At 68.1% G+C, this 24,673-nt stretch carries 26 protein-coding genes; 11 read left to right on the top strand and 15 right to left on the bottom strand.

Features of this window, described 5'->3' with window-relative positions:
* Positions 1-3: 3 nt before the first annotated feature.
* On the bottom strand, positions 4-435 hold the full coding sequence (locus tag RAH32_RS07510; protein ID WP_306606726.1) for an Lrp/AsnC family transcriptional regulator: 432 nt from the start codon (positions 433-435) through the stop codon (positions 4-6).
* Positions 436-608: 173 nt separating this feature from the next.
* Between RAH32_RS07510 and RAH32_RS07505 the strand changes: the two genes are divergently transcribed.
* Positions 609-1,763 (top strand): type III PLP-dependent enzyme, encoded by a 1,155-nt coding sequence (locus RAH32_RS07505; RefSeq protein WP_306606724.1) that lies wholly within the window; start codon positions 609-611, stop codon positions 1,761-1,763.
* A gap of 71 nt (positions 1,764-1,834) precedes the next feature.
* Here RAH32_RS07505 and metF read toward each other — a convergent pair whose 3' ends face one another.
* On the bottom strand, positions 1,835-2,704 hold the full coding sequence (gene metF, locus RAH32_RS07500; RefSeq protein ID WP_306606722.1) for a methylenetetrahydrofolate reductase [NAD(P)H]: 870 nt from the start codon (positions 2,702-2,704) through the stop codon (positions 1,835-1,837).
* A 90-nt stretch (positions 2,705-2,794) separates the two neighbouring features.
* On the opposite strand from metF, the gene RAH32_RS07495 reads away from it, so the two are divergent.
* A complete protein-coding gene (locus RAH32_RS07495) occupies positions 2,795-3,709 on the top strand; it encodes a LysR family transcriptional regulator (RefSeq protein WP_306606720.1) in 915 nt (304 codons plus the stop codon).
* A 17-nt stretch (positions 3,710-3,726) separates the two neighbouring features.
* On the opposite strand, the gene RAH32_RS07490 is transcribed toward RAH32_RS07495, so the two are convergent.
* The 3 genes from RAH32_RS07490 to RAH32_RS07480 are packed head-to-tail and all read right to left on the bottom strand — an operon-like array spanning position 3,727 to position 5,863.
* Positions 3,727-4,926 carry a UbiH/UbiF family hydroxylase gene (locus tag RAH32_RS07490; RefSeq protein WP_306606718.1) on the bottom strand — a complete coding sequence of 400 codons (1,200 nt, stop codon included), beginning with the start codon at positions 4,924-4,926 and terminating at the stop codon, positions 3,727-3,729.
* 7 nt (positions 4,927-4,933) lie between these two features.
* Positions 4,934-5,119, bottom strand: a complete 186-nt coding sequence (locus RAH32_RS07485; RefSeq protein ID WP_306606716.1) for a hypothetical protein — start codon at positions 5,117-5,119, stop codon at positions 4,934-4,936.
* A 45-nt stretch (positions 5,120-5,164) separates the two neighbouring features.
* Entirely contained in the window at positions 5,165-5,863 is a 699-nt protein-coding gene (locus RAH32_RS07480) for a pyrimidine 5'-nucleotidase (protein ID WP_306606714.1), read from the bottom strand.
* A gap of 59 nt (positions 5,864-5,922) precedes the next feature.
* On the opposite strand from RAH32_RS07480, the gene RAH32_RS07475 reads away from it, so the two are divergent.
* The 3 genes from RAH32_RS07475 to RAH32_RS07465 are packed head-to-tail and all read left to right on the top strand — an operon-like array spanning position 5,923 to position 7,839.
* A complete protein-coding gene (locus tag RAH32_RS07475) occupies positions 5,923-6,549 on the top strand; it encodes a GntR family transcriptional regulator (RefSeq protein WP_306606712.1) in 627 nt (208 codons plus the stop codon).
* The gene (locus tag RAH32_RS07470) at positions 6,542-7,189 is read left to right on the top strand and encodes a DNA-3-methyladenine glycosylase family protein (protein WP_306606710.1); all 648 of its coding nucleotides are present in this window, start codon (positions 6,542-6,544) and stop codon (positions 7,187-7,189) included. Before RAH32_RS07475 ends, RAH32_RS07470 begins: the two co-directional genes overlap by 8 nt.
* Positions 7,186-7,839 carry an alpha/beta hydrolase gene (locus RAH32_RS07465; RefSeq protein ID WP_306606708.1) on the top strand — a complete coding sequence of 218 codons (654 nt, stop codon included), beginning with the start codon at positions 7,186-7,188 and terminating at the stop codon, positions 7,837-7,839. The genes RAH32_RS07470 and RAH32_RS07465 overlap by 4 nt, the downstream gene beginning before the upstream one ends.
* Positions 7,840-7,891: 52 nt before the next feature.
* On the opposite strand, the gene RAH32_RS07460 is transcribed toward RAH32_RS07465, so the two are convergent.
* Positions 7,892-8,317: a VOC family protein gene (locus RAH32_RS07460; protein WP_306606706.1), complete on the bottom strand. Its 426-nt coding sequence runs from the start codon at positions 8,315-8,317 to the stop codon at positions 7,892-7,894.
* A gap of 185 nt (positions 8,318-8,502) precedes the next feature.
* Between RAH32_RS07460 and RAH32_RS07455 the strand changes: the two genes are divergently transcribed.
* A complete protein-coding gene (locus RAH32_RS07455; RefSeq protein WP_306606704.1) occupies positions 8,503-9,102 on the top strand; it encodes an HNH endonuclease in 600 nt (199 codons plus the stop codon).
* 11 nt (positions 9,103-9,113) lie between these two features.
* Here RAH32_RS07455 and RAH32_RS07450 read toward each other — a convergent pair whose 3' ends face one another.
* Together RAH32_RS07450 and dapA are read right to left on the bottom strand one after the other, a co-directional pair.
* A complete protein-coding gene (locus tag RAH32_RS07450) occupies positions 9,114-9,287 on the bottom strand; it encodes a hypothetical protein (RefSeq protein ID WP_306606702.1) in 174 nt (57 codons plus the stop codon).
* A 94-nt stretch (positions 9,288-9,381) separates the two neighbouring features.
* Positions 9,382-10,257 carry a 4-hydroxy-tetrahydrodipicolinate synthase gene (gene dapA, locus RAH32_RS07445; protein ID WP_306606700.1) on the bottom strand — a complete coding sequence of 292 codons (876 nt, stop codon included), beginning with the start codon at positions 10,255-10,257 and terminating at the stop codon, positions 9,382-9,384.
* 109 nt (positions 10,258-10,366) lie between these two features.
* Here dapA and RAH32_RS07440 point away from each other — a divergent pair, with 109 nt between their 5' ends.
* Positions 10,367-12,436 carry a lytic transglycosylase domain-containing protein gene (locus RAH32_RS07440; protein WP_306606698.1) on the top strand — a complete coding sequence of 690 codons (2,070 nt, stop codon included), beginning with the start codon at positions 10,367-10,369 and terminating at the stop codon, positions 12,434-12,436.
* Positions 12,437-12,439: 3 nt separating this feature from the next.
* Here RAH32_RS07440 and RAH32_RS07435 read toward each other — a convergent pair whose 3' ends face one another.
* From RAH32_RS07435 to RAH32_RS07425, 3 genes are all read right to left on the bottom strand, one after another.
* Positions 12,440-12,814, bottom strand: a complete 375-nt coding sequence (locus RAH32_RS07435) for a hypothetical protein (protein WP_306606696.1) — start codon at positions 12,812-12,814, stop codon at positions 12,440-12,442.
* A 78-nt stretch (positions 12,815-12,892) separates the two neighbouring features.
* The gene (locus tag RAH32_RS07430) at positions 12,893-13,891 is read right to left on the bottom strand and encodes a DMT family transporter (RefSeq protein WP_306606694.1); all 999 of its coding nucleotides are present in this window, start codon (positions 13,889-13,891) and stop codon (positions 12,893-12,895) included.
* A gap of 52 nt (positions 13,892-13,943) precedes the next feature.
* Positions 13,944-14,732: an inositol monophosphatase family protein gene (locus tag RAH32_RS07425; RefSeq protein ID WP_306606692.1), complete on the bottom strand. Its 789-nt coding sequence runs from the start codon at positions 14,730-14,732 to the stop codon at positions 13,944-13,946.
* Positions 14,733-14,888: 156 nt separating this feature from the next.
* Between RAH32_RS07425 and RAH32_RS07420 the strand changes: the two genes are divergently transcribed.
* The 3 genes from RAH32_RS07420 to ilvD all read left to right on the top strand — a co-directional run bounded on the left by RAH32_RS07420 (position 14,889) and on the right by ilvD (position 17,711).
* A complete protein-coding gene (locus RAH32_RS07420; protein WP_306606690.1) occupies positions 14,889-15,374 on the top strand; it encodes a pyridoxamine 5'-phosphate oxidase family protein in 486 nt (161 codons plus the stop codon).
* Between the two features lie 91 nt (positions 15,375-15,465).
* Entirely contained in the window at positions 15,466-15,780 is a 315-nt protein-coding gene (locus tag RAH32_RS07415; RefSeq protein WP_306607705.1) for a DMT family transporter, read from the top strand.
* A 92-nt stretch (positions 15,781-15,872) separates the two neighbouring features.
* Positions 15,873-17,711 carry a dihydroxy-acid dehydratase gene (gene ilvD, locus RAH32_RS07410; protein WP_306606688.1) on the top strand — a complete coding sequence of 613 codons (1,839 nt, stop codon included), beginning with the start codon at positions 15,873-15,875 and terminating at the stop codon, positions 17,709-17,711.
* Here ilvD and nagA read toward each other — a convergent pair.
* Genes nagA through RAH32_RS07390 form a run of 4 tightly spaced genes read right to left on the bottom strand, consistent with a single transcriptional unit; the run spans position 17,698 to position 22,099 of the window.
* Positions 17,698-18,822 (bottom strand): N-acetylglucosamine-6-phosphate deacetylase, encoded by a 1,125-nt coding sequence (nagA, locus tag RAH32_RS07405; protein ID WP_306606686.1) that lies wholly within the window; start codon positions 18,820-18,822, stop codon positions 17,698-17,700. The genes ilvD and nagA overlap by 14 nt on opposite strands.
* On the bottom strand, positions 18,819-19,655 hold the full coding sequence (locus tag RAH32_RS07400) for a glucosamine kinase nucleotide-binding domain-containing protein (RefSeq protein ID WP_306606684.1): 837 nt from the start codon (positions 19,653-19,655) through the stop codon (positions 18,819-18,821). Before RAH32_RS07400 ends, nagA begins: the two co-directional genes overlap by 4 nt.
* Positions 19,656-19,679: 24 nt before the next feature.
* Positions 19,680-20,735, bottom strand: a complete 1,056-nt coding sequence (locus RAH32_RS07395) for a YcjF family protein (protein WP_306606682.1) — start codon at positions 20,733-20,735, stop codon at positions 19,680-19,682.
* Positions 20,732-22,099, bottom strand: a complete 1,368-nt coding sequence (locus RAH32_RS07390) for a YcjX family GTP-binding protein (protein WP_306606680.1) — start codon at positions 22,097-22,099, stop codon at positions 20,732-20,734. Before RAH32_RS07390 ends, RAH32_RS07395 begins: the two co-directional genes overlap by 4 nt.
* 111 nt (positions 22,100-22,210) lie before the next feature.
* On the opposite strand from RAH32_RS07390, the gene hrpB reads away from it, so the two are divergent.
* Positions 22,211-24,670, top strand: a complete 2,460-nt coding sequence (gene hrpB, locus RAH32_RS07385; RefSeq protein ID WP_306606678.1) for an ATP-dependent helicase HrpB — start codon at positions 22,211-22,213, stop codon at positions 24,668-24,670.
* The last annotated feature ends 3 nt before the right edge of the window (positions 24,671-24,673 follow it).

The following is a 24,673-nucleotide window of genomic DNA, read 5'->3' as shown; positions in this document are numbered from 1 at the left end:
CGCCTATACCGCCCGGTCCATCTTGGTCGTCAGGTGAATCAGGCTTTCTGACGACCGCACCCCGTCCAAGGCGCCGATGCGGTCCAGCGCCTCGTCCAGTTCGGCGGTCGATCCGCTGACGATCTGGACCAGCAGGTCGATGCGCCCGCTGGTGGTGTGGATGCGTTCCACCTGGGACATCGCCTTCAACCGCGACAGGATGGCAGGCTGGCTGCGCGGCTCGATGGCCAGAAGCACGGTCGCGCGGATACGCCCCAGCCTGGCCGCATCGCCAAGCCGCAGGGTATAGCCGGCGATCGCGCCCGAGGATTCCAGCCGTTCCAGCCGCGCCTGCAGCGTCGATCGCGCGACCTTCAGCCGCCTTGCCAGTACCGCGATCGAGATGCGGGCATCCTGCGACAGCAGCGCCACGATGTTGCGATCCAGGTCATCCATCGCTGTAATCCAGTGTCGTCGTCAAAATAACATAAAGTTCGTCATAATAGCCGGGAAAGAGCGCGAATCTACCCTTTTCATCGGTGAAACTGGAACCGAAAAGCGCCACCTTGGGTTATGGGGCTTCATGCCCGCGACCCGATCACATCGAACGCGCGAAAGGATCCCGTGCAATGGGGACACAGAAGACCGTCTGGGACAATCCGGCCGAGATCATCCGCCATCTTCAGCCCGACCATCCGGTGATGGCCTTCGCGCCCACGGTGTTGCAGGACCGGGCGCGGCAGTTCCTGACCGGCTTTCCGGGTCTTGTCACCTATGCCGTGAAATCCAACCCCGATGAGGCCGTGATCCAGAACCTCGTGACGGCCGGCATCCAGGGCTTCGACGTGGCATCCCCGTTCGAGATCGACCTGATCGGCCGCCTGGCCCCCCGCGCCGCGCGCCATTACCACAACCCTGTCCGCTCGCGTCGTGAGATCGCCCATGGCGTGCGCGAGGGGATCCTCGCCTGGTCGGTGGACAGCCGCAGCGAACTGGACAAGCTGTTCGAACAGGTGCCGACCCAGGTGGACGGGCAGGGGGTCGAGATCTCGCCCCGCTTCAAGCTGCCGGTGCTGGGCGCGGCCTATGACTTCGGCTCGAAATTCGGGGCGACGCCGGAACTGGCGGCGGAATTGCTGCGGCTGGTGGCGGAACGCGGCTATGTCGCGTCGCTGACCTTCCATCCGGGCACGCAATGCACCGATCCGATCGCCTGGGAAAGCTATATCCGCGTCGCGCGCGAGATCTGCGATATGGCGGGCGTCCGGGCGCGTCGTCTGAACGTCGGCGGCGGCTTTCCGTCGCATCGTGTGGTGGGCGTTGAACCCGACCTGCAGTCGATCTTCACCGAGATCGGCGACACGGTGTCCGAATGCTTCGGCGACGATGCGCCGGCCCTCGTCTGCGAACCGGGCCGCGGCCTCTGCGCCGATGCCTATGCGCTCATCGCCCGCGTCAAGGGCGTGCGCGACGGGACCAGCGTGTTCCTGAACGACGGTGTCTATGGCGGGTTGGCGGAACTGCCGATCATCGGCAACATCGACCGGATCGAAGTTCTGACCCCCCAGGGCAAGCCCCGAACTGGCGACCGCAACGGCCGCGTGATCTTCGGGCCGACCTGCGATTCGGTGGACCGTCTGCCAGGCGAACTTGGCCTGCCAGACGACATCGCCGAAGATGATTACGTCATCTTCCACGGCGCGGGCGCCTATTCGGTCGTGACCAACACCCGTTTCAACGGCTTCGGCGCCATGACCCGCGCCACGGTGATGGGCTTCGAATAAGCCACATCTTCTGTGTGCAAATATCCTCCGGGGGTCGGGGGGTGGAAAACCCCTCGTCGCCACGATGCGGTTCAGGCCACCGCGCCCAGGTTCAGCGGCTCGACCCCAAGTTCCGAACAGACCGCCAGCGTCATCTCGGGCCGGTTCAGTGTATAGAAATGCAGCCGGTCCACGCCGCCGTCCAGCAGGGCGCGGCACAGATCCGCACAGACCCGTTCCGACAGGGCGCGTTCCGCCGCCGGACCTTCGGCGGCGGCTTTCGAAAACGCCTCCTCGGCCCAGGCCGGCACACTGGTGCCGCAGGTCGCGGCGAACCGCTTGGCTCCGGCCCAGCCCTGGATCGGCAGGATGCCGGGGATGATCGGCGCGTCGATGCCCGCCGCCGCGCATTTGTCCCGAAAGCGGAAGAAGGTGTCGGCATCGAAGAAGAACTGCGTGATCGCGCTGGTCGCGCCCGCCTCGATCTTGCGCTTCAGCCAAAACACGTCGGCATCGGTGCCGCTGCTGTCCGGGTGCGGCTCGGGATAGGCGCCGACGCGGATCGTCATGTCGCCGCGCGCGGCGATCGCCTCGATCAACTCGACCGTGTTGGCAAAGCCCTCAGGATGCGGGGTGAACCGGTTCTGTCCCTTGGGCGCATCGCCGCGCAGGGCCACGATCTCCTGGATCCCGGCCTCGGCATAGGCTTGCACGATCTCCATCGTCTCGGACCGGGTGGCCTCCACGCAGGTCAGGTGGGCGGCGACGGGGATGCCGTAGTGGCGGTGGATGGTTGTCACCGCCTCATGCGTCAGCTTGCGGGTGGTGCCGCCCGCGCCATAGGTGACGGATACGAAGTCCGGGGCCAGCGGCGCCAGCGTCCGCGCGGTTTCCCACAGCCGGAAGGACGCATCCAGCGTCTTCGGCGGAAAGAACTCGAAGCTGATCTTGGGGCGGGACATGGCGATTCCTTTGGCTTTCGCCGCTTGTGCCACGCGCAGTGGCGTGAGACAAATTCATAATCCTCAAGATCAACATGAGACTGCCTCACCATGCATCTGGAACTGCGCCATCTGCGGACCGTCCGCGCGATCCACGAACAGGGCGGCCTTGCCCGCGCGGCCGAGGTTCTGAACATCACGCAATCGGCCCTGTCCCATCAGGTCAAGGCTTTGGAGGAACAGGCGGGCGTCGATCTGTTCGTGCGCCGCGCCAAGCCCATGCGCCTGTCGCCCGCCGGGATGCGCCTGCTGCGGCTGGCGGAACAGGTGCTGCCGCTGGTCCAGGCAACCGAGGACGAATTCAAGGGTGTCGAGGCGGGCCGCATCGGGCGGCTGCACATCGCGATGGAATGCCATGCCTGCTTCGACTGGCTGCTGCCGGTTCTGGACATCTTCCGCCGCACCTGGCCCGAGGTGGACCTGGACATCCGCCAGCGGCTTGCCTTTGGCGCACTGCCCGCGCTGTCCCGGCAAGAGGTCGATCTGGTGATCTCGTCCGACCCCGAGGATCTGCCGGGCATCGTCTTTCAGCCGCTGTTCGACTATTCGCCCACGCTGGTGGTGTCCGCCGATCACCCGCTGGTCGCCAAGGGCTTCGCCGAACCGCATGACTTGGCGGGGGAAACCCTGATTACCTATCCGATGGACCGGGCGCGGCTGGACGTGTTCAGCCAGTTCCTGACGCCCGCCGGCGTGGAACCCGCCCGGCAGCGCACGGTGGAACTGACCGCCGTGTCGCTGATGCTGGTCGCCTCGGGGCGCGGCGTGGCGGTTATGCCCGACTGGGTGCTGCGCCGCGAATCCGCCAATGCGGAAATCGCCATGCTGCCGCTGACGCGGGGCGGAATCATCCGGCGGCTTTATGCGGCGGTGCGGGCCGAGGACCTGTCCCAGCCCTATATGGCCCATGTGTTGCGCCTGTCGCGGACGGAGCCGCTGCGGATGCTGCGCGGCGCGGCGGCGTAGGCTGGCGGCGAAAGGGCTTAGCGCATTCCCAGTCCGGCGCGCATCATCAGGCGGCGCACCGGGGCGATGCCGTAAAGACCGCCAAGCGCCGCCGCGCGCAGATCGCGCAAGGGGCGCAGGGATGCCTGGCTGGCGCGGTTCAGCGCGTCGATGCCCAGCAACCGGGCGAAGGCTTCGGGACGGCGGGCGCGGTCGAACGCTGTCAGGCCGTCGGGGTTGCCCGGATCGTCGCCCGACAGGTCCAGCAGCGACGACAGGTCGGCCAGGCTCATGTTCAGGCCTTGGGCGCCGATGGGCGGCACGACATGCGCGGCCTCGGCAATCAGGGCAGTGCGGGGACCGGTGAAGCGGTCGGCGATCTGGCTGATGATCGGCCATTGCGTCAGGCGCGTCACCAGCCTCAGCGGCCCCAAAACCCCGGCGGACCGGGCGTTCAGTTCAGCCTCGAAGGCATCGGGGGGCAGGGCGGCAAGGCGTGCGACCTCTCGGCCGTTTTCCATCCAGACCACGGCGGAGCAGGGCTTTCCATCGCGATCAGGCAGGGGCACCAGCGTGAACGGCCCGCCCGATCGGTGGATTTCGGTCGAGATGTTTCCATGCGGCACTTCATGCGTGACGGCGAAGGCAAGCGCCTTCTGGCCATAGCGGAAGGTCCGCACCCCGATGCCAAGCGCCTGCCGCACCGGCGAATCGCGCCCGTCCGCGCCGACCAGCAGCCGCGCCTGGATGCGCCGCCCATCCGTCAGCGTGACGATGGCGCCCGTATCGCGCACCAGAACGCCGGCCGTGCCGGTGCCGGGTTGGAAGCGGACATTGTCCATCTCTGCCAGCCGGGCGGTGATCTCGCGCCGCAGCAGCCAGTTGGGCAGGTTCCAGCCAAAAGGCTGGTCGCCGATTTCCGTCGCGTCGAAATCCCGCGTCAGGCGCGGGACGGGCGTGGCGCCGCCCGCATCGACGATGCGCATGACCTGCAACGGGGTGGCATGAGGAGCCAGGCGGTCCCACAGCCCGATCCGCCGCAACAGCGCGACCGAGGGCGTGAGGAAAGCCGTGGTGCGCAGGTCGGCGCCTTCGGCCGCTTCATCCGTGACCGGGGGGGCCGGATCGACGCAGATCGTGGAAAATCCCTGCGCGCCGAAAGCCGCCGCGGCGATCAGCCCGGCGATGCCGCCGCCGGACACCAGGATATCGACGGCATCGATGTCGCCTGCCACCATGTGCCGTTCAGTTCCCGGCGGTGAACATCAGCATGACCGCGAAAACGGCCACGGTCAGCATCAGGCCAAGCAGGCCAAGCACGGGAAGGCCGAACTGGATGACGGCCAGAACGGCAATCGCAAGAACGGCCAGCAGCAGGGCGATGATACGGAGCGTCAGGCGATTTCCGCCTTGGTCGGCAGTATGGGTCATGGGAAGCCTCGGGATGGGCGCGCGTCGGGGGCCATTGTGGCGCAATCACCCCTTGGCCGCAATGCGACGCAAGAACGCAGTCAGGTCGTGGATGTGGTGATCGACATGGGCGGGCACCGGCGCGGCCAGAAGATCCGGCCCGTGGCGGCCCGGCCCGACCAGGATCGTGCGCATCCCGACCCGGTGGGGATAGGCCAGGTTGCGGGGGTCGTCCTCGAAGAAGGCGGCGCGGGCGGGGTCGATGCGCGCGGCGTCGATCACGATGCGAAAGGCCTCCTCGCGCGGCTTCGGATGGAAATGCGTCTCGGCGATGCCGTAGATCGCCTCGAAGATGGGGGCGGGCGCGTCGCTGCCCACCAGGCCCAGGCCGCGTGCGCGCAGCACCTTTTGCGCATAGGCGGAATCGCCGTTGGTATGGACCAGCTTGCGCCCCGGCAGGGCAGCGATGGCGGCTGCCAGGTCTGGGGCGGGCAGCAGGGGTGCGAAATCGATGTCGTGGACATCCGCAAGATAGGCCAGCGGGTCGATGGCATGTTCGGCCATCAGCCCCGCCAGCGTCGTCCCGTGCCGCGTCCACCAGTCGCGCCGCATCTGATCGGCGGCGTCGCGTTCGACCGCCAGCGTGCGCATGACATAATCGGTCATCCGCGATTCGATCTGCGGGAACAGCGCCATGTCCGGCGGGTAGAGCGTGTTGTCCAGATCGAAGATCCAGGTATCGACATGCGCGAAATCCATGGCCATGGCCTAGCCCGGCAACAGCGCCCTTGCAATCGGCCAAAGCCCGGCCAATCGTGCGGCCCATGAAGGACGCATATTCCCTGATCCTGGCCGCGATCGAAGCCGGCACCTATCGCCCCGGCGACCGGCTGGTCGAATCGGAACTGGCCGAACGCTTCGGCGTCAGCCGCACCCCCGTGCGCGAGGCTTTGCAGCGGCTGGAAACCCAGGCCATGCTGGTGCGCGACGGGCGCAGCCTGATCGTGGCATCCCTGGACCACAATCAGTTGGCCGAGCTTTACACCGTCCGGGCCGAACTTGAGGCCCTGGCCGCCCGCCTTGCTGCCCGCCATGCCACCCCCGAGGAGGTGCGCGTCCTGGCCCAGATGGTCGCCGAGGACCAGCGGGCCGTCCGCGACCCCGAGGCCCTAGCCCGCGCCAACAAGCGCTTCCACCATCAGATCCATCTGGCATCCCACAACCGCTATCTGGTCCAGCAGCTTGACCTGGTGCATCGGACCATGGCGCTGATGGCCAAGACCTCGCTTGCCGCCGAAGGGCGAGGCGAGACCGCGCTTGCCGAACACAAGCGCATCGTCGATGCCATAGCAGTGGGCGACGGGGCGGCGGCGGACAAGGCGCTGCGGCAGCATATCTCGATGGCCTGGGAAACGCGGCTGAAGCTGGAGGCGGCGGTGGACCGTGACTGACGCGCCCCAGGGCGGGCCGCGACTGATCCAGACCGAAGACGACCTTGCCGAGGGCGTGGCCCATCTGGTCGCGGTCTGCCCCGTCTGGACGCGGGTCGCACCGGATCTGGGCCCGCTGCCGCTGTTGCGGCGCGCGGATGGTTTCGAAGCCCTGGCCGATGCCGTGGTGGGGCAACTGATCTCGACCTCGGCCGCGGCCGCTATCTCGGCCCGGCTGGCGGCTGCGGGGCTGATGACGCCCGAGGCGATCCTTGCCGCGCCCGACGAAACCTTGCGCGCGGCGGGTCTGTCACGTCCCAAGGTCCGTTACCTGAAGGGGATCGCGGCTGCCGGCCTGGACTGGGACGGCTTGCGGGCGATGTCTGATGACGAGGCCATCGCCACCCTGACCGCGCTGCCCGGCATCGGGGCCTGGACTGCCGAGATCTATCTGAAGATGGCACTTGGCCGGCCCGACGTCTTCGCGGCGGGCGATCTTGCCCTGCAAGAAGCCGTGCGGATGATGTATGGTCTGGATGCCCGCCCCACTGCGGCCGGCCTGCGGCGGATGGCGGAACCCTGGCGGCCTTGGCGCGCGGTTGCGGCTCGTGGACTCTGGGCCTATTACCTTCGGGCTAAAGGCCGCGAGGGAATCCGATGACCGTTCTGAAATCCGCCCGCAAGGGTCCGTCCAAGGCCGATGCGGTCGTTGTCTTTCTGCATGGATACGGCGCGGATGGCGCCGACCTGCTGGGCCTGGCCGATCCCCTGTCGCCGCATCTGCCGGGCGTGGCCTTCCATGCCCCCGACGCGCCCGAGCGCAGCATCAACAATCCGTTCGGATACCAGTGGTTTCCGATCCCCTGGCTGGACGGATCGACCGAGGCGCAGGCCAAGGAGTCGATGGGTCGGTCCATCGGGTTGCTGAACGCCTGGCTGGACAAGGTGCTGGCCGATGAAGGGCTGACGGCGGACCGCATGGTCGTGGTGGGATTTTCGCAGGGCACGATGATGGCGCTGCATGTCCTGCCGCGCCGCGACCGGCCCGTGGCCGGGATCATCGGCTTTTCGGGCCGCCTGCTGGTCCCCGAACTGCTGGCGACCGAGGCGAAGGTCAAGCCGCCGGTCCTGCTGCTGCATGGCGACCAGGATCCGATGGTGCCGTTCCAGGACATGCAGCTTGCCGGCGAGGCGCTGGAGAAGGCGGGCTTCGACGTCTATGGCCATGTGATGAAGGGCACCGGGCACGGCATTTCGCCCGACGGGCTGTCAGTGGCGCTGAGCTTTCTGAAGGACCGCCTGGGGAAGTGAAGCCGGGGGTTTCACACCCCCGGACCCCCGTGGGATATTTGGGCACAGAAGATCAGGACCAGATCGCCGGATCAGCCAGTTCGATGGAATTGCCCGCCGGGTCGCGCAGATAGATCGACCGCGCGCCGTTTGGCCAGTGAAAATCCGCCTCGATGGCAATGCCCTGGGCTTCCAGGTGGTCGCGCCAGGCGTCCAGCCGATCTGGGGCCACGGCCAGGCAGAAATGGCCCGGCCCGCGCGCGCCATGCGGGGGAACGGGCAGCCGGGCATCGGGTTTTGGTGGCTGTTCGGTGGCTGCGGGGTTGAAGACCAGCAGGACCTGCGCAGGCGCCACGCGAAAGAACACATGCCGGCCAGGCACGGTCTGGAACGGCCTTAATCCCATCACGTCGCGCCAGAAGGCGGTGGCCGCGTCAAGATCGTCGGCATAAAGCGCGGATTCCAGGGTTCCAAGCACGGGGGGCGTCGTCTGCGTCATGAAGCGCAGCCTGCCATTCCCGGGGGCAGGGGGCAACCGTCATGCCCCTGTCACCGGCGCGGATTATCCCTGCCTCAGGCCAAATAGATCCGGGGGCTTGCCAGATGCCGGACGCGATATATAGTCAGGGGAACGGATCTGACGGGGCGCCCCCGGCCACCCAGGGGGGCAGGCGGGAAGGCGACATGCTGGATCAGCGACATCAGACGGATTTCCGAACCCAGTTCGTGCGCGAGCCTGCAAGCCTGCGCCATCATCCCGCCCTGGTGCTGAACGCGGATTACCGGCCCTTGTCCTATTACCCGCTGTCCCTGTGGCCCTGGCAAGAGGCGATCAAGGCCGCTTTCCTGGATCGCGTGGACATCATCGCCGAATACGAGGAGGTGGTGCGAAGTCAGCGCCAGGTGTTCAAGCTGCCCTCGGTCGTCGTGTTGAAAGATTATGTGAAACCCCAGAAGCGCGTAGCCTTTACGCGCTTCAATCTTTTTCTGCGGGACGAATTCTGCTGCCAGTATTGCGGGGCCAAGGGCGACCTGACCTTCGATCATGTGGTGCCCCGCTCGCGCGGGGGCGTCACCAGCTGGGACAACGTGGTTGCCGCCTGTTCGCCCTGCAACCTGCGCAAGGCCAACCGCAGCCTGCGCCATTCTGGAATGAGCCTGCGGCGCAAGCCGCGTCAGCCCTCGCCCGAGGAAATGCACGCGGCGGGCCGGCGATTCCCGCCGAATCACCTGCATGACAGCTGGATGGATTACCTTTACTGGGACGCCGAACTGGAAAGCTGAAGGGTCAGCCGTCAGGTGTCGTGGTCGTGCCGGTCGCCCTGGGACAGGTGCAGGGCGGCTGCGGCCGACAGCGTGACCATGGCCAGGACCACCACGGGCGCACCAGCCGAAAAGGCCGCCCATAGGGTCAAGGCGGCGACAAGGATGACAGCAACGATCAGGACCAGGAAGTGCGGCAAGGGCATGGCGGGTCGTCTCCTCATCCTCAATATGGGATGAAGATTCCGCTTTGAAAAGACGATGCGGAAAATGCGCGTCAAATTGGCGCGCATTTGCCTGTCAGATCAGGCCGGCATGTTCCAGCGCCGCGTCGATCAGGCGGCGGGTCGGATCGGTCAAGGGCACCAATGGCAGCCGCACCTGTTCGTCGCACAGGCCCAGCCGCGACATCGCGTATTTCGCGCCGACCAGGCCGGGTTCGATGAAGATCGCGACATGCAGCGGCATCAGCCGGTCCTGGTATTCCAGGGCCTTGGCATAGTCGCCCGCAAGCGTCGCTTCCTGGAATTCCGCGCAAAGCTTTGGCGCGACATTGGCCGTGACGCTGATGCAGCCCACGCCGCCATGGGCGTTGAAGCCAAGGGCCGTGCCGTCCTCGCCCGACAATTGCACGAAATCGCGGCCGCAGGTGATGCGCTGCTGGCTGACCCGCTCCAGCTTGCCGGTGGCGTCCTTGACGCCGATGATCGTGGGCAGCTTGGCAAGTTCGCCCATGGTTTCCGGCGTCATGTCCACGACCGACCGCCCGGGGATGTTGTAGATGATGATGGGCAGGTCCGAGGCCTCGGCCAGGGCGGTGTAATGGGCGATCAGCCCAGCCTGGGTGGGCTTGTTGTAATAGGGGGTGACGACAAGCGCGGCATCGGCGCCAACCTCGGCCGCGTGGCGGATCAGGCCGATGCCTTCGCGGGTGCTGTTCGACCCGGCGCCCGCGATCACCGGGATACGGCCATCCACGGCCCGCACGACCTCCTCGATCACCAGGCGGTGTTCGTCATGGGTCAGCGTCGGGCTTTCGCCGGTGGTGCCGACGGGGACCAGGCCATGGCTGCCCTGGTCGATATGCCATTCGACCAGCTTTTTCAGCGTGTCCAGATCCAGTTCGCCGTCCGGGGTGAACGGCGTGACCAGTGCGGGCAGGGATCCCTTGAACATGACACGCTTCCTTGCAGGTTTGGTTTGCGCGCCTGATTAGCGGGGCGGGCGGAACTTGCCAAGGTTGTGTATTGCGTCGGGCGCATGGGGCGGCGACACAAGGCGGGTGATGCGACTTCTGCGCGACATGATTGCCGCCGGGCTGCTGATGCTGGCCCCCCTTGCCCCCGCCGGGGCCGAGGATGCCGGCGCGATGGCCCTGGCGCTGTCGGCGGCGGAGGCGCGCGACTGGATCACGGCCCGCGATGCGGCGCGCCGCTCGGGACCGATGGCAGAGGCCCTGGTGGGCTGGCAGGCGCTGCGCGCGGGCCACGGCGCCCCGGGCGATTACATCGACTTCGTGCGCGCCCATGGCGACTGGCCGGGGCTGGCGCTGCTGCGTGAACGGGGCGATGCGAAGATGCGGCCCGACCTGCCTGCGCAGGATATCCGGGACTGGTTCGGGGATCGGCTGCCGGACACGCTGGCGGCGGAAAACGCCTTTCTCGCCATGCTTGATCCTGCGGCCGCCAAGGCGGAACGGGCGCGGTTCTGGACCAGCGTGCCCCTGACCGCGCCCGAGGAGGCGGCTTTCCTGGCCGCGCACGAAGCCGAACTGACCTCCCTGATGACGGCGCGGGCCGTCGCGATGCTTGACCGGCAGGAGTGGGCGCAGGCCGAACGCCTGCTGACACGTCTGCCTGAAGCAGACCGACCGCTGCTTGCCGCGCGGATTGCGTTGCAGGCGGGCCGGGCGGGCGTGGACGACCTGATCCTGGCCTTGCCGGATGCGGCGAGAGCGGATCCGGGGCTGACGATGGACCGCTATCTGTGGCGGGTGCGCGCCAAGCAGCATGAAGGCGCACAGGCGCTGATGCTGGAGGCATCCACCAGTGCCGAAGCCTTGCGCGATCCGGCGGCCTGGGCATCCATGCGGGTGGATTACGCCCGCCTTGCCATGCGCAACGGCGACTGGGCACGGGCCGAGGCGCTTGCCCGCCCGCATTTCCTGCCGCAGGACAACCGCCATTACGCCGATCTGGAATGGCTTGCAGGCTTTGCCGCGCTGAAGCAGGGCGCGGCGGATCGGGCGCTGGCGCATTTCCGGCACCTGGAAACCGTGGTCGGCAGCCAGATCAGCCGGTCCCGTGCGCTTTATTGGCAAGGGCGCGCGCATGGGGCGCTTGGGGACCAGGGGGCGGCGGATGCCGCCTATGCGCAGGCGGCGGCCATGCCCGGCACCTATTACGGACAGCTTGCCGCCGAACGGATCGGGGCAACGATGCCCGCCGAATATGCCGCGCCCGGACCCTTGCCGGACTGGCGGGGGGCGCCGCTTGGCGACAGCAGCGTGTTCCGGGCCGGGCTGTGGCTGCTGGCGACCGGCCGCCCGGACGAGGCGCAGCGATTCTTCCTGCACCTGTCGGAAACCGCCGATCCCCAGGACAGCCTGCGCATGGCCCGGCTGATGTATGAAGCCGGGATGCCCTGGCACGGGCTGCGCCTGTCCAAGCGCGCCGCCGACAAGGGCGTCATCCATCCCGCCGCCCATTTCCCGTTGACCGGGCTGCACGAGACGGACTTCGGCATCCCGCCCGAACTGGTCCTGTCGATCGCCCGCCAGGAATCCGAATTCAATCCGGCGGCGCAAAGCCATGTCGGCGCGCGCGGGCTGATGCAGGTGATGCCCGACACCGCCCGTCAGATGGCCCGCCAGATCCGCGAACCCTTTGACGTCGGGCGGCTGACCGGCGATGGCGCCTATAATGCCCGCCTGGGGGCCGCCTATCTGGCGGGTCTGCGCGACCGGTTCGGCGCATCGACGGCGCTGACGGCATCGGGCTATAACGCGGGGCCGGGGCGTCCGGCGCGATGGCTGCGCGATTTCGGCGACCTGCGCCGGGACATGGACCCAGTCGAATGGGTCGAGCTGATCCCCTTCGACGAAACCCGCAACTACGTCATGCGCGTGACCGAGGCGATGCCCGTCTATCGCGCCCGCATCCTGGGCCGTCCCGCGCCCATCGTGCCGACCTGGGACCTGACCGGTGGCGGGCTGATGCCGCCCCCTGTGGCGCGGCTGACGCTGGCCCTGTCGGCGCGACCCGTGGCAAAGCCCTTCATTGGACCCAGCCTGCCCGAAGGATGGCAACCGGTCGCCATCGAGGCGCGGCGGGAGGAAACGCCCGCCACGAACTGAGGCCTAGTTCGTGAAGGCGTCGATCAGGTTCAGGACGGCCAGGATCTTCCGGGTATTGCTGTCCACGCGGTAAAGCCGGTCGTTGTCGCGGTAATAGCGCCAGTCCGGCCGTGTATCCAAGGCATAGCGTCGTGGGTCCTGAACCAGGACATAGTCGCCGCCGCGCAGCGTGTCGCCAACGCGGTGGCGATGATGCGCCTTCTTGCGCGCATGACCTGGCGGCGTGCAGGACGGGTTCTTCTTCGCAAGCCCCGGCGGACAATGCGCGCCCTGGTGCCCATGATGGCCATGACCCTGGCCATGACCGCGCCCCGGATCGGCCTGGGCAGGGGCTGTGCAAAGCGCGCCAACCAGAATTGATGCGAACAGGGTTTTCATGACCGCTCCTCTATCAGACCTGAACGCTCTAACGCCTTGTTTCGCAGAAGGCAGCATCACGGCTTTCGGACTAGGCGGCTATTTGCCGGAACGGAGCTTGCTTGCCGTGACCCGCGCCCGCCACAGCGTAAAAAGCCCCGCCGCGACTACGATCGCGGCCCCCATCACCACGTTCATGTGCAGCACCTCTCCAAAGACCAGCACGCCGATGAAGCTGACCCAGACAAGCTGCGTATAGGCGAAGGGTTGCAGGGCCGATGCCTCGGCCAGTTCATAGGCGCGGATCAGCAGCCAGTGCGACGCGATCCCAAGCCCGCACAGGATCGCCATCCAGATCCAGTCCATAGGCGCCAACCATTCCCACTGGCGGATGCCCAGCACCGTCACCGTGACGGCCCCGGCGATTCCGGTCCAGAAAAAGCTGACCTGGGCCGGATCGTCGCGCGAGACATGCCGGGTCAGCAGCCCATAGATCGCGAACAGCAGCGCGCAGAAGAAGGCCATCCCCGCGCCCAGGTTCAGTTCCGTGCCGCCAGGGTTCAGGATGATCAGGATGCCGACAAAGCCCGCTCCGATGGCCAACCAGCGACGCCAGCCGACCTTTTCGCCCAGGATAGGCCCAGACAGCGCCGCGACCAGCAGGGGATAGGCGGTGAAGATCGCATGCGTGCCGACCAGACCCAGGCGCACGAAGGCTTCGACCATCAGGGTGGTTTCGACCACCAGGATCGCGCCGCGCAGGATTTGCGTCTTGGGCCGCCTGGTGCGGATGGCGCGGCGCAGCCCGCCAGGCTGGCGCGATACCATGGCGATCACGAACAACGCAAAGACCCAGTAGCGGATCATCACCACCAGGACCGGCGGATATTCCGACCCGAGCAGGCGCGAAAACGCATCCTGGAACGCGAAGATCAGGCTGGTCGCGCACATCAGCGCAATGCCCAGGCCGGTTCGGTCCTTCGGCCCCGGCGTTGCAGGCGCAAATGGCGGCACTGCCGCGGCGGCGGCTGCCGATGCGGCATAAGGCAGTCTGTTCTGGTCGTCTGGCATGGCGCGTTCCCCGGTCGGTTCCGCCATGCGCCCGTCCTGACGCAGGGTCAAGGCAAGTCTGCCTTGCAGGACGTGCAAATCAGTCGCGGGTGCGGATGATCTTTGCCAGCGGTTCGAAAATCTGCGGGTTCGCGGCGATCAGGCGACCGGATTCAAGGGGATCGTCGCCGTCGCGGATGCCTTCGACAAAGCCGCCGGCCTCGCGCACCATCAGGATGCCCGCCGCCACGTCCCAGGGCTTGTTGCCGCGTTCCCAGTATCCGTCATACCGCCCCGCCGCGACATAGGCGAGATCCAGCGACGCCGAACCCAGCCTGCGAACGCCGGCCGTCAGCGGCATCAGCCGCGCCAGATCCTGCAAGGCGGCAGGCAGCGGACCCCGGCCCGCGAAGGGAATCCCCGTGGCAAACAGCGCTTCGTCCAGGCGGCGGCGCCCCGACACCCGCAGCCGCTGGTCGTTCATGAAGGCGCCGCCGCCCTTTTCGGCCACGAACAATTCGTCCTTGGCGGCGTCGAAGATCACGGCGGCGACGATCTCGCCCTTGTGTTCCAGCGCGATGCTGACGGCCCAGTGGGGCAGGCCGTGCAGGAAGTTCGTGGTCCCGTCCAGCGGATCGACGATCCAGCGGCGGGTCGGATCCTCGCCAGCGTCCTCGCCCGTTTCCTCGCCCAGCCAGCCGTAATTCGGGCGCGCGCCGCGCAGTTCTTCCTTGATGATCCGCTCGGCCTCCTGGTCGGCGCGGCTGACGAAGTCGCCCGCGCCCTTGACGCTGACCTGAAGGTTCTCGACCTCGCGGAAATCCTTGACGAGGCTGCGCCCCGCCTTGCGGGCAGCCTTGATCATGACGTTCAGGTTGGCGCTTGCCATCGGATACCTCGGGAAACTGGGATTGGTGGCGTCATAGGGGGAAGCGGGGGGAATGTGAAGCGTTCCGCGCCCCTGGCCCACAGGCCAGCCGCCGGGGAAAGGAACATCAAACTGCCCCGGGCGTTCTCGTCGTGACCAGACCGACCGGAGGATGCCATGACCGACCCCGACGTGACCGACCGCATCTGGACCATGGCCGACAAGCTGGATCCCTGCATGTTCGTCACCCGCGCCGGCGACGGCATGCGCGTTCGCCCCGTCTATGCCCGCGTCAGGCGCGACGAAGGGGCGATCTATATCCTGTCCGACACCAAGGGCTGCAAGCTGGACCAGATCGAGGCCAATCCCAACGTCTCATTGGCGTTTTCGGATGAGCGCGCGAATGACTATGTGGTGATCAACGGCACCGCCGAAATCCGCCACGATCCCGACAAGGCGCGCGACGTTTGGCGCTTTTCCGACGAGACCTTCTTCAAGTCCCCCGACAATCCCGATCTGCGCGTCATCGCCGTGCGCCCGGATTCGGCCGAATTGTGGGACGGCAGCAATCTTCTGATCAGCGGCGCCAAGATCCTGGCGGAACGCCTGGCCGGCGCCAAGACCCAACTGGTCGAGAACGCCAAGGTCGATCGCCTTGAATGACGCGGCCGCCGTCCGTATCTAGGGCGGCAGAGGACGACCTCCCCATCATGGGCGGATGCGCCGGGACGACCCGGCATCATTGGGGGTCGTCATGGCCTGGTTCTATCTTCTGCTTGCCGGTCTTCTGGAAATCGTCTGGGCGACGGCGATGAAGCAGTCCGCCGGTTTCACGCGTATCCTGCCCACGGGCATCATGGTCGCGGGCATGATCGCGTCCTTCTGGCTGCTGGCCGTGGCGATGCGCACGCTGCCGCTGGGCACGTCCTATACCGTATGGGTCGGGATCGGCGCGGTCGGCGCCTTCCTGATCGGTGTCACCCTGTTCGGAGAGCCGGTGACACCCGCCCGCCTGCTGGCCGCCGGACTGATCGTCGCAGGCATCATCACCATGAAACTGGCGTCCTGACGGCCGAAACGAACCGAAAACGCACGAATTCGGCAATTTCCTTCCGCGCCTGTTGGTGCTAAATCAACGCGCCAGCCAAAGGAGTCACAGCCATGCCCGCCTATCGTTCCCGCACCACCACCCACGGCCGCAACATGGCGGGCGCGCGCGGCCTGTGGCGGGCGACCGGGGTGAAGGACAGCGACTTCGGCAAGCCGATCATTGCCATCGTCAACAGCTTCACCCAGTTCGTGCCCGGCCATGTCCACCTGAAGGACCTGGGCCAGCTTGTCGCCCGAGAGGTCGAGGCCGCAGGCGGCATCGCCAAGGAATTCAACACCATCGCGGTCGATGACGGCATCGCCATGGGCCATGACGGGATGCTGTATTCGCTGCCCTCGCGAGAGGTCATCGCCGACAGCGTGGAATACATGGTCAACGCCCATTGCGCCGACGCCATGGTCTGCATCAGCAATTGCGACAAGATCACGCCGGGCATGCTGATGGCTGCGCTGCGGCTGAACATCCCGGTCGTCTTCGTGTCCGGCGGGCCGATGGAGGCCGGCAAGGTCGTGCTGGAAGACGGCAAGGTCAAGGCGCTGGACCTGGTCGATGCCATGGTCGCCGCCGCCGACGACCGCATCTCGGACGCCGAGGTGGAGGTCATCGAGCGGTCTGCATGCCCGACCTGCGGGTCCTGCTCGGGCATGTTCACCGCCAATTCGATGAACTGCCTGACCGAGGCGCTTGGCCTGGCCCTGCCGGGCAACGGATCCACGCTGGCAACCCATGCCGACCGCAAGCGCCTGTTCGTCGAGGCGGGCCACCTGATCGTGGACCTTGCGCGGCGTTACTACGAAGGCGACGACGCATCCGTCCTGCCACGCTCCATCGCCAGCTTCGAGGCTTTCGAGAACGCGATGACGCTGGACATTGCGATGGGCGGGTCCACCAACACGGTGCTGCACCTGCTGGCCGCCGCCCATGAAGGCGACATCGACTTCACCATGTCCGACATCGACCGCCTGTCGCGCCGCGTGCCGGTGCTGTGCAAGGTCGCGCCCGCCAAGGACGACGTCCACATGGAGGATGTCCACCGCGCCGGCGGCATCATGGGCATCCTGGGCGAACTGGACCGCGCGGGGCTGCTGCATACCAATGTGGGCAGCGTCCATGCAGGATCGCTGGCCGAGGCGCTGGACCGCTGGGACGTGATGCGCACCGACGCGGCCACGGTCCACGACTTCTATCGCGCGGCACCGGGTGGGGTGCCCACGCAGGTCGCCTTCTCGCAGGAACGCCGCTATGATTCGGTCGATACCGACCGCAAGACGGGCGTGATCCGCACGGCGGAACACGCGTTCAGCCAGGACGGCGGGCTGGCAGTCCTCTATGGCAACCTGGCCGAGGATGGCTGCATCGTGAAGACGGCGGGCGTGGACGAATCGATCCTGAAGTTCGAAGGCCCGGCCCATATCTTCGAAAGCCAGGATGACAGCGTCAGCGCCATCCTGACCGGCAAGGTGAAACCCGGAGAGGTTGTCCTGATCCGCTACGAAGGCCCGCGCGGCGGGCCGGGGATGCAGGAAATGCTGTATCCGACCAGCTATCTGAAATCCAAGGGCCTGGGGAAAGCCTGCGCCCTGGTGACGGACGGCCGCTTCTCGGGCGGCTCGTCGGGCCTGTCGATCGGCCATGTCTCGCCCGAGGCGGCCGAGGGCGGCACCATTGGCCTGGTCGAACAGGGCGACCGGATCGTGATCGACATCCCGAACCGGGTGATCCACCTGGATGTGGACGACGCGACCTTGGCCGCCCGGCGCGCGCAGCGCGACGCCGAGGGCTGGAAGCCCGCCAGGCCGCGCCAGCGTCAGGTTTCCACTGCGCTGCGCGCCTATGCCGCGATGACCACCAGTGCCGCCCGCGGCGCGGTGCGCGTCATCCCGGAGTGACTGGCTGGCCCGCGATCCATACGGATTGCAGCGTCCAGGCATCGTCCAGCAGAACCAGATCGGCGCGCCTGCGTTCCCGCAGCGCGCCGTATTCGTTCGACAACCCGGCGGCGCGCGCCGGTTCCGCCGTCGCCATAGCAAGCGCGCGTTCCGGTGAGATGCCGACCTGATCCACCAACACTCTGATCGCCTGATCCATGCGCAGGTCCGCCCCCGCCAGCGTCCCGTCCGCCAGCGTCAGCCGCCCGTCACGACGCAGGATGGTGCGGCCCTGCAACGGCATCTCGGTCAGGTCGGTCCCGGCGAATGCCATGCAGTCCGTGACCAGGAAGATGCCTTCGGGCCGCGCCGCAAGGGCGGCGCGCATGGCGGCGGGATGGACATGAACCCCATCCGCGATCAACCCGGCCTGGGCATCGCCCGCCAGCACCGCGCCGACAAGGCCAGGTGCACGATGACCCATCTGGCTCATGGCGTTGAACAGATGCGTGGCGCAACGCGCGCCCGCCGCGAAGGCTGCGCGGGCGGTGTCGTAGTCGCAGTCGGTATGGCCCAGGCTGACCACGGCGCCCGCTTGCGACAGGGCCGCGATCTGGTCCGGGGTCACCGCTTCGGGTGCCAGCGTCACCATCAGGACCGGCAAGGCGCGGGCGGCATCGCACAGGCGCGCCAAGTCGTCCGCCTCCATGGGCCGGATCAGGGCCGGGTCATGCGCGCCATGGCGGCGGGGGTCCAGGTGCGGGCCTTCCAGGTGCAGGCCCAGGAAGCCCGGCGTGCCGATGGCGCGGATGCCCGCCGCGATGACGGCAGCGGTAGCGTCGGGCGTATCAGTGATCAGCGTCGGCAGCACCCCCGCGCAGCCAAGGCGCTGATGCGTGGCGCAGATATGGCGCAGCGCGGCGGGGTCGGTGTCGCCGCCGACCATCAGCCCGCCGCCGCCATTCACCTGCAAGTCCAGGAAAGCGGGGGCGAGCGTGCCGTCCAGCCGCGTGGTCGGGCCAGCCTCGGCCAGCGGGACCACCGCCGTGATGCGGTCCCCCTCGATCACCACGGCATGGTCTTCCAGAAAGCGTTGGCCGTCGAAGATGCGGGTTGCGGCAAGAACGGTCATGCCGCCCCGGCCATCTGCCGCGCCATCAGCAGCGCGCCATCGACGCCGGACCCGAGCGCCGGGCGCTGCGGCCAGTCCGTCAGCCGCGCGGCATAGGCTGGACCAAGCCCGCCGACGAAGACCACCGGCAGCGGCGCATCTCGCTGCAGCACGGTCAGGTTGTGGCGCACCTCGGCCACGGCACCGTCAAAGACCTGCCGCGCCGCCGGATCGTCGGACCTGACGATGCGAGGGGCCAATTCGGCAAAGTCCACGGGACGCGCCCCGTTGCCGAAACGGATGATGCCCTCGATCCCGCCGAACTCTTCCAGCACCTGTTGCAGCAGGGGGGTCATGTCCGTGAATCCGTCCTCGGCCCGCATGGCAAGCGACAGCAGCGCGCGGCCCAGGACAGCGCCCGATCCCTCGTCCCCCATCAGGAAGCCGCGCCCGCCGACTTGGCGCAGATCGCCCCCACGCTGCACGGCAAAGACCGAGCCCGTGCCGATCGCGGCCAGAATGCCGTCCTGCGTGCCCAGGGCGCCACGTGCCGCCGTCACCCCGTCGTTGACGATCTGAATCCGGGCAAAGGGCAGCAACCCCGCCAGCCGTTCCGTAGCTGCCGCCATCGTGCCGCCCGCAAGGCCCAGCGTCGCGATCAGGTCGCGGGGATCGGCGCCCGTGCCTTCAAGCGCCTGGGCCGTCGCGGCCAGGATGTTGACCGCCGCAGCATCGACATCGGTGTTGATGTTGGCAGGCCCGCCCTGTCCCTGGCCCATGATGCGCCCATCCGCATCCGCCACCGCAGCGCGGCATCCCGTGCCGCCGCCGTCGATTCCCAGAAAGAACGTCATCCGCTGTCCCCCTTCGGGGATGTTCTAGCCGCGTTCGTCGGACCCGAACAGCCCACGAAGCCCGCGCGTCACGAGGTTGCCGACCTTGGGTCGGGGCTGGGCGATGAAGGGCAGGGGGCGGCAGACCTCCATCGCGGCGATGCCGACGCGGGCGGTCAGCGCCCCGTTCACCACGCCCTCGCCAAAGCGGCGGGATACCTTGGACAGGATCCCGCCCCCGGCGATGGTTTCGACCAGGTCGTCGCCCGCCGCGACCGCCCCGGTAGCCACCAGATGCGTCATCACCGTGCGCGCCAGCCGCCAGCCGCCCACGGCCCCGGCGCGACCGCCATAGATTTCGGCCATCCGCCGGATCATCCGCAGGTTCGCGGCAAGGGCGGCGGCGACATCGGCAAGTGCCAGCGGGATCAGCGCGGTGGCAGTGGCGACAGTGCGGGCGGCGGCCTCGATCTCGCGCCGGGCGTCCTGGTCGAGGCTGGCCAGCAGTTCGGTTTCCGCCATCGTCAGCAAAGTGCGGGCGTCGAAGGCATCGCCGCGATTGTCGGCCAGGCGCTTGCGGTTCCACTCCAGTTCAGGCCGGTCGCGGTAAAGCGCCAGCAGGCCGTTCGTCACCGCGCGGGCCTTGTCCATGCTGTCATCGGCCAGGGCCGCGCCCGCCTGCCGCTGGATGGCGTCGATGCGCGCGAACCGCGCCCAGGCCCGGTATTCGCGCCAAGCCATGCCAAGCGCCGCCAGCGTGAACAACGCGAACAGCGCCACCCCGATCCAGCCCAGCACCGGATAGCGGTTCAACAGGTCGTTGATGAAGTTCAGCGCGGCGATGGACAAAAGGAAGGTGAACAGCGCCACGCCCGAGTTAATGAAGAAGCGCGTCAGTTTCGACGGAGGGCGGCCGACAAGGCGCGTCACCATCTCCATCGTGCGGGGACGGGGCAGAGCGGGATCCGCCGCGTCGATGGGGGGCGCGTCGGCGGGGTTCGGCGTGTCGTCCCGCGCCTCGGTCGCAGGACCCGGGCGGGTGTCGCCGGTGGGCACTTCCAGTTCGATCAGGACCGGGCCACGGCGGGGTGTGTCGCTCATAGCCTGTCTCCGATCAGGAACTCGGCGGCGCGGTCCAGCCGGATGTGGGGCGGTCCGTCGCCAGGGCGCGCGGTCATGGGGGCGGGGGCGAAGTTCATGATGGCATAGTCGCCATCCAGCCATTGCGGCGCGCCGTCCCGCGCGGGATGCAGCAGCGCCGCCGGATCCGTGGGCAGTTCGCCGGGATAGAAGGCCGCCTGCCGCCCGTCCAGAAGACGGCCGCGCACGGCGGGCAGCTCCTCGCCGTTCTGGCGGATCGTGTCCTCGGTCGTGGCGCGCAGGGCGGCGATGGACATGGCCTCGGTCCGGGCGCCGCTGAAATCGGCGCGGTCGCGCGCCTCTCGCAGCATGGCAGACAGGATCGCGGTCAGGCGGTTGTGCTGGACATGGTGCAGGTGGTCGGCCTTGGTCGCAGCGAACAGGATGCGTTCGACCCGCCGCGTGCCCAGAAGCTGCGCCAGCCAGCCCGCGCGGCCGGGGCGAAAGGCGGTCAGCACGTCGGCCATGGCGCGGCGCATGTCCTCGACCGCGCGGGGGCCCTGGTGGATTGCGCCCAGCACGTCGACCAGCACCACCTGACGGTCGATGCGGGCGAAATGTTCGCGGAAGAAGGGCTTCACCACACGTGACTTGTAGGCATCGAACCGGCGGCGGAATTCCTTGTGCAGCCGTCCTTCGGCAAAGGATGCCGGCAGGGGGGCGAAGGTCAGCGCGGGCGAGCCCTCCATCTCTCCGGGGATCAGGAAGCGGCCTGGGGTGCAGTCGGACCAGCCCGCGTCCCGCGCAGCATGCAGGTGGGCGGTATAGGTCTGGGCCAGCCGCTGGGCCGTCGGTTCGTCGAAGCGGTCGCCGTCCACATTCGACAGCGCGGACTGGTATTCGTCGGCGCCGGGGCGGCCTTCCATGCGGTCCAGCACCTCGGCCGACCATTCGGAAAAATCCTTTTCCATCAGCCGCAGATCCAGCAGCCATTCGCCCGGGTAATCGACGATGTCCAGGTGCAGGGTGCGCGGCCCGGTCAGGCCCCCAAACAGACCCTTGCCGTCAAGGCGCAGGGACAGGCGCAACTGGCTGACATGACGCGTGCCTTCCGGCCAGTGCGGTTGGGGACCGGTCAGAGCGGACAGGTGACGCTCGAAGTCGAAGCGCGGCACGGTATCGTCGGGCTGGGGTTGCAGCCAGGCGGCCTTCAGGGTGCCGTCGGCGGCTGCGCGCAGGGCGTGCATCCGGCCCCGGTCCATCAGGTTTGCCACCAGCGAGGTGATGAACACCGTCTTGCCCGCGCGGGACAGGCCTGTGACGCCCAGCCGGATCACCGGATCGCCCAGGCCGATGCCTGCCATCAATGTGCTGCCGATGCCCATGCCGCCTGCCTGTTTGTTTCGTCTTTGCCGTAAGATAGACACCGGCAGGGGGTTTGAATAGGGCGGCGGGCCGGGGTTCCGCTTGGCCCGCCGTTGCGACATAACGCGGTGATGCTGGATCGGTTGCCCATCGACGATGTTCTTCCCGCCCTGAGCGAGGCCCTGGCCGCGCATGGCCGCGCGGTGCTGGTCGCCCCGCCGGGGGCGGGCAAGACGACGCGCGTGCCGTTGGCGTTGCTGGACCAGGTTGCGGGCAAGATCGTGATGCTGGAGCCGCGGCGGCTGGCCGCACGGGCGGCGGCGGAACGGCTGGCCGAGCAACTGGGCGAAGCGGTGGGCGCGCGCGTCGGATACCGGATGCGCGGCGAGAGCATCGCTGGCAGCCGGATCGAGGTCGTGACCGAGGGCATCCTGACGCGGATGATCCAGTCCGACCCCTCGCTTGACGGCGTTGGCTGCGTGATCTTCGACGAATTCCACGAACGCAGCCTGAACGCCGACCTGGGCCTGGCCCTGGTGTGGGAGGCACGGGGTGCCCTGCGCGAGGATCTGGCGGTGCTGGTCATGTCGGCCACGCTGGATGCCGAACCCGTGGCGGCGCTGCTGGACGGCGCGCCCGTAATCCGCTCCGAAGGCCGCAGCTATCCGGTCGAGACGCGCTGGCTGCCTCGCCCGCTGCCTGCGGGCGCCCGGCTGGTCAACGAAGCCGCATGGCTGATCGCGCTGGCAGAAGCCGAGACGCGCCAGACCGGCGGCACGGTGCTGGCCTTCCTGCCGGGCGAGGGCGAGATCCGGCGGGTCATGGCCCAGCTTGGCGACGGCTGCGAGGTGCTGCCGCTGTATGGTGCGCTGAAGCCCGCCGAGCAGCGGGCGGCGCTGGCGCCTCCGGGCGCGCGGCGGCGGATCGTGCTGGCAACGGCGATTGCCGAGACATCGCTGACCATTCCGGCAGTGCGGGTGGTGGTGGATGCGGGCCGGGCGCGGCGGGCACGGGTTGATCCGGGGTCGGGCATGTCGCGGCTGGTGACCGAACGCGTCAGCCGGGCCGAGGCCGATCAGCGCCGCGGCCGCGCGGGCCGTGTGGCCCCGGGCATCTGCTATCGCATGTGGGCACGGGCCGAAGAAGGCGCGTTGCCGGCCTTTGCCCCGCCCGAGATTGTCGTGGCGGATCTGGCGGGGCTTGCCCTGGAACTGGCCGCCTGGGGGGCCGAGGCGGGCGAGCTGGCCTTCCTGACGCCCCCCCCTGATGGTGCCTTGGCCGAGGCGCGATCCCTGCTGCGGGAACTTGAGGCATTGGACGCCGGAGGGCGGATCACCGGCCACGGGCGCGCCCTGGCGCGGTTGCCGCTGCATCCGCGGCTGGCCCATATGCTGTTGCGCGCAGGGCCGGAGGCGGCCGATGTCGCGGCGCTGCTGTCCAGCCGCGATCCCTTGCGCGGCGCTCCGGTGGATCTGGCGCTGCGGCTGGCGGCGGTGCGCGATCCGAAAGGATTTGCGGCGCGGCATCCCTTTGAGGCGAACCGGGCGGTGATCCAGCAAATCCGCGATGAGGCTGCCCGGCTGCGGCGGCTGGTTGCGTCCCGCGATGGCGGGGGGCCTTCTGCCCCCCGCACCCCCCGAGGATATTTGAGTGAAGAAGAAGTGGGCGGGATGGTCTCGTTGGCCTATCCCGACCGGATCGGGCTGCGGCGCAAGGGGGATGATCCGCGATACGTGTTGTCGGGGGGCAAGGGCGCCGTCATGGAGGCGGGCGATCCCATGGCCGGGCAGCGGCTGGTTGTCGCGGCCGATCTGGACGGCGATCAGCGCGAGGCGCGGATCCGCATGGCTGCCCGGCTGGACGAGGCCGATCTGCGCGCGCTGCATGGCGATCGGATCGAGAAGGTCGAGATCTGCGAATGGTCGCGGCGCGATGGGAGGGTCATGGCGCGGGTGCAGGAACGGCTGGGGGCCTTGGTGCTGTCGGACCGCGCTTGGCCTGACGTGCTGTCCGAAGCCGTCGCGCGGGCCGCCCTGGAGGGGTTGCGGCTGGATGGCCTGTCCTGGACTCCGGCTGCCGCGCGGCTGCGGGCGCGGGTCGCGCTGCTGCCGGACCTGGGCCCAGTCGATGACGCGAGCCTGCTGGAGGACGGGGATTGGCTGCTGCCCTGGCTGGGGCGCGCGCGGACGCTGGCCGATCTGCGCGGGCTGGATTTGGTCGAGCCGCTGAAGACGCGGATCGGCTGGGACGGCCAGCAGCGACTGGACCGAGAGGTTCCGGCGCATTTCGTGACGCCCCTGGGCCGCAAGGTGCCCATCGACTATGACCACGAGCAGCCGTCCATCGAACTGCGCCTGCAGGAGCTGTTCGGGGTGACGCGGCACCCCGTCGTGGGTGGGCGGCCCCTGCGGATCAGCCTGCTGTCGCCGGGCGGCAAGCCCGTGCAGGTGACGACGGACCTGCCGGGGTTCTGGGCGTCGTCCTATGCCGAGGTGCGAAAGGACATGCGCGGCCGTTATCCCCGCCATCCCTGGCCCGACGATCCGCGCAAAGCCGATCCCACCACCCGCGCCAAGCCACGCGGCACCTAGTCG

The sequence above is a fragment of the Paracoccus yibinensis genome (assembly GCF_030846195.1).
Lineage (GTDB): Bacteria > Pseudomonadota > Alphaproteobacteria > Rhodobacterales > Rhodobacteraceae > Paracoccus > Paracoccus yibinensis.
The sequence above is the reverse complement of the archived record's forward strand: the minus strand, read 5'-3'. Positions and strand labels throughout refer to the sequence as shown.

Bases quoted from the DNA above. Each gene is read 5' to 3' on its own strand.
- RAH32_RS07510 (WP_306606726.1), bottom strand. From the start codon at position 435: ATGGATGACCTGGATCGCAACATCGTGGCGCTGCTGTCGCAGGATGCC.
- RAH32_RS07505 (WP_306606724.1), top strand. From the start codon at position 609: ATGGGGACACAGAAGACCGTCTGGGACAATCCGGCCGAGATCATCCGC.
- metF (WP_306606722.1), bottom strand. From the start codon at position 2,704: ATGTCCCGCCCCAAGATCAGCTTCGAGTTCTTTCCGCCGAAGACGCTG.
- RAH32_RS07495 (WP_306606720.1), top strand. From the start codon at position 2,795: ATGCATCTGGAACTGCGCCATCTGCGGACCGTCCGCGCGATCCACGAA.
- RAH32_RS07490 (WP_306606718.1), bottom strand. From the start codon at position 4,926: ATGGTGGCAGGCGACATCGATGCCGTCGATATCCTGGTGTCCGGCGGC.
- RAH32_RS07485 (WP_306606716.1), bottom strand. From the start codon at position 5,119: ATGACCCATACTGCCGACCAAGGCGGAAATCGCCTGACGCTCCGTATC.
- RAH32_RS07480 (WP_306606714.1), bottom strand. From the start codon at position 5,863: ATGGCCATGGATTTCGCGCATGTCGATACCTGGATCTTCGATCTGGAC.
- RAH32_RS07475 (WP_306606712.1), top strand. From the start codon at position 5,923: ATGAAGGACGCATATTCCCTGATCCTGGCCGCGATCGAAGCCGGCACC.
- RAH32_RS07465 (WP_306606708.1), top strand. From the start codon at position 7,186: ATGACCGTTCTGAAATCCGCCCGCAAGGGTCCGTCCAAGGCCGATGCG.
- RAH32_RS07460 (WP_306606706.1), bottom strand. From the start codon at position 8,317: ATGACGCAGACGACGCCCCCCGTGCTTGGAACCCTGGAATCCGCGCTT.
- RAH32_RS07455 (WP_306606704.1), top strand. From the start codon at position 8,503: ATGCTGGATCAGCGACATCAGACGGATTTCCGAACCCAGTTCGTGCGC.
- RAH32_RS07450 (WP_306606702.1), bottom strand. From the start codon at position 9,287: ATGCCCTTGCCGCACTTCCTGGTCCTGATCGTTGCTGTCATCCTTGTC.
- dapA (WP_306606700.1), bottom strand. From the start codon at position 10,257: ATGTTCAAGGGATCCCTGCCCGCACTGGTCACGCCGTTCACCCCGGAC.
- RAH32_RS07440 (WP_306606698.1), top strand. From the start codon at position 10,367: ATGCGACTTCTGCGCGACATGATTGCCGCCGGGCTGCTGATGCTGGCC.
- RAH32_RS07435 (WP_306606696.1), bottom strand. From the start codon at position 12,814: ATGAAAACCCTGTTCGCATCAATTCTGGTTGGCGCGCTTTGCACAGCC.
- RAH32_RS07430 (WP_306606694.1), bottom strand. From the start codon at position 13,891: ATGGCGGAACCGACCGGGGAACGCGCCATGCCAGACGACCAGAACAGA.
- RAH32_RS07425 (WP_306606692.1), bottom strand. From the start codon at position 14,732: ATGGCAAGCGCCAACCTGAACGTCATGATCAAGGCTGCCCGCAAGGCG.
- RAH32_RS07420 (WP_306606690.1), top strand. From the start codon at position 14,889: ATGACCGACCCCGACGTGACCGACCGCATCTGGACCATGGCCGACAAG.
- RAH32_RS07415 (WP_306607705.1), top strand. From the start codon at position 15,466: ATGGCCTGGTTCTATCTTCTGCTTGCCGGTCTTCTGGAAATCGTCTGG.
- ilvD (WP_306606688.1), top strand. From the start codon at position 15,873: ATGCCCGCCTATCGTTCCCGCACCACCACCCACGGCCGCAACATGGCG.
- nagA (WP_306606686.1), bottom strand. From the start codon at position 18,822: ATGACCGTTCTTGCCGCAACCCGCATCTTCGACGGCCAACGCTTTCTG.
- RAH32_RS07400 (WP_306606684.1), bottom strand. From the start codon at position 19,655: ATGACGTTCTTTCTGGGAATCGACGGCGGCGGCACGGGATGCCGCGCT.
- RAH32_RS07395 (WP_306606682.1), bottom strand. From the start codon at position 20,735: ATGAGCGACACACCCCGCCGTGGCCCGGTCCTGATCGAACTGGAAGTG.
- RAH32_RS07390 (WP_306606680.1), bottom strand. From the start codon at position 22,099: ATGGGCATCGGCAGCACATTGATGGCAGGCATCGGCCTGGGCGATCCG.
- hrpB (WP_306606678.1), top strand. From the start codon at position 22,211: ATGCTGGATCGGTTGCCCATCGACGATGTTCTTCCCGCCCTGAGCGAG.